This window comes from Nocardioides sp. (assembly GCF_024509035.1).
Classification (GTDB): domain Bacteria; phylum Actinomycetota; class Actinomycetes; order Propionibacteriales; family Nocardioidaceae; genus Nocardioides.
The window spans coordinates 1-1,787 of the sequence record NZ_JANINT010000373.1; the positions used below are offsets into that span (position 1 = coordinate 1).

The window sequence follows — 1,787 nt, forward strand, 5'->3', positions numbered from 1 at the left end:
ACGCCGAGGCGCCGCCGGGCGCGGAGCTCGCCGAGCTCGCGCCGGTCGCCGTCCTCGAGGTCGGGGACGACGACGCGCTGCCGGTGCGGTACGCCAACGCCGCCGCCCGGCTGCTGCTGGGTGACGCCCTCACCCCCGGCGTACCCCTGGCCCGGGTGTCGGCCGAGCTCGCCGAGCTGGTCGCCCGCCACCGGGTCGACGCGGACATGTCGCTCGACGTCGCGATCGGCGACCTGCAGGTGCAGGCCACGCTGCGGCGGGGGTCGTCGGCGCTGCTGGTCTACCTCGACCAGACCGCCGCCGACGCCGCCGCGCTGCGCCGGGCGATCGCGATGCACACGAGATCCGCGGCCCGGTCACGGTGATCGGCGGGGCCGCCGAGACATTGGAGCGCGTCGACGCCGACGACCTCGACCCGGACGCGATGGCCGAGCTGACCGACGCGATGATCCGTCAGGCCCGGATCCTCGACGGTCTCACCACCGACCTGCTCACCACCGCCCAGGTGCGGCACGGGACGCTGACGCTCCAGGTGCGCGACGTCCGCCCGGCCGACGTGGTGGTGGCGGTGCTCGCCGGCCGGTACGACGCCGGCGTGGACGTGACCGACCAGCGGATGGTGCGCGCCGACCCGCTGCGGCTCGAGCAGATGCTCAGCAACCTGCTCTCGAACGCGCGCAAGTACGGCCGGCCGCCCATCGACGTGCGGGTGCGGCCGGCCGGACCGTGCGTGGCGATCGACGTGGCCGACCACGGTGCCGGCGTCCCCGAGGAGTTCCGCGACCGGCTGTACCGCGAGTTCGCCCGGGCCGACACGAACACCGTCACCGGCACGGGCCTGGGCCTGCACGTCGTCCGCACCCTCGCCGAGGCGCAGGGCGGCACCGCGACGTACGCGCCCGGGCCCGACGGCGGCGCCGTGTTCACGATCGAGCTGCCGGCGGTCTGACTACCGGTTACGCCGCCAGACCACCACGGACTGGCCCGGCTCGGGCCGGCGCAGCACCGGGAGCTTGTTGCCGGCGGCGTCGGTACGCCGGGGCGTGAGCGCCTGGCGCAGCGCCTCGCGGGTCGCCTCGAGCTCGCCCACGAGCTCCTCGTTGCGGGCCGCGAGGGCGGCGACGCGGTTCTGGAGGTCGAGGATCCGGCGCACGCCCTCGATGCCGATGCCCGACGACGTGAGCTCGGAGATCTCACGGAGCAGCTCGATGTCCCGCGGTGAGTAGCGGCGACCGCCACCACCGGTGCGGTCCGGGGTGATCAGGCCCATGCGCTCGTAGGTGCGCAGGGTCTGGGGGTGCAGGCCGCTCAGCTCGGCGGCGACGCTGATGACGAACACCGCCGCGTCCGGGCCCGGCGGCTCGAAGGGTGGGCGGCGCGACGGCACGTCACGCCTCCTCGAAGAGCTTGGACCGCAGCGGCCGGTCGGCCATCGCGGCCCGGTAGGCCTCGACGGCCGCCCGCGCGTCGGCGGGCAGCGTCCCGGGCACCGTCACCTCGACGGTCGCCAACAGGTCGCCCTTGGTCCCGTCGGCCTTGGTCGCGCCCTTGCCGCGCACGCGGAACGTGCGGCCGTTGGGCGTGCCCGCCGGGACCTTGAGCGTCACGGGGGCGCCGCCGAGGGTCGGCACCCGGATCTCCGCGCCGAGCACCAGCTCGTCGAAGGAGACCGGGACGTCGAGGGTCAGGTTGTCGCCCTTGCGGCCGAACAGCCGGTGCGGGGAGACCTTGACGGTGACGAACAGGTCGCCGGCGGGGCCGCCGTTCTCGCCGGCCGCGCCCTTGCC

The 1,787-nt window shown here is 75.4% G+C and carries 4 protein-coding genes; 2 read left to right on the top strand and 2 right to left on the bottom strand.

Annotated features, from left to right (window positions below; all coding sequences use genetic code 11):
* Positions 1 to 365, top strand: a 365-nt coding sequence (locus tag Q0L15_RS21475) for a hypothetical protein (RefSeq protein ID WP_296606804.1), incomplete at its 5' end; no start/stop codon positions are given.
* Entirely contained in the window at positions 362 to 949 is a 588-nt protein-coding gene (locus tag Q0L15_RS21480; protein WP_296606806.1) for a HAMP domain-containing sensor histidine kinase, read from the top strand. The genes Q0L15_RS21475 and Q0L15_RS21480, both read left to right, overlap by 4 nt.
* Here Q0L15_RS21480 and Q0L15_RS21485 read toward each other — a convergent pair whose 3' ends face one another.
* Complete coding sequence (locus Q0L15_RS21485) at positions 950 to 1,387, bottom strand: helix-turn-helix transcriptional regulator (RefSeq protein ID WP_296606807.1); 438 nt, start codon at positions 1,385 to 1,387, stop codon at positions 950 to 952.
* A 1-nt stretch (position 1,388) separates the two neighbouring features.
* A partial coding sequence (locus Q0L15_RS21490; RefSeq protein ID WP_296606809.1) for a DnaJ C-terminal domain-containing protein occupies positions 1,389 to 1,787 on the bottom strand: 399 nt, incomplete at its 5' end.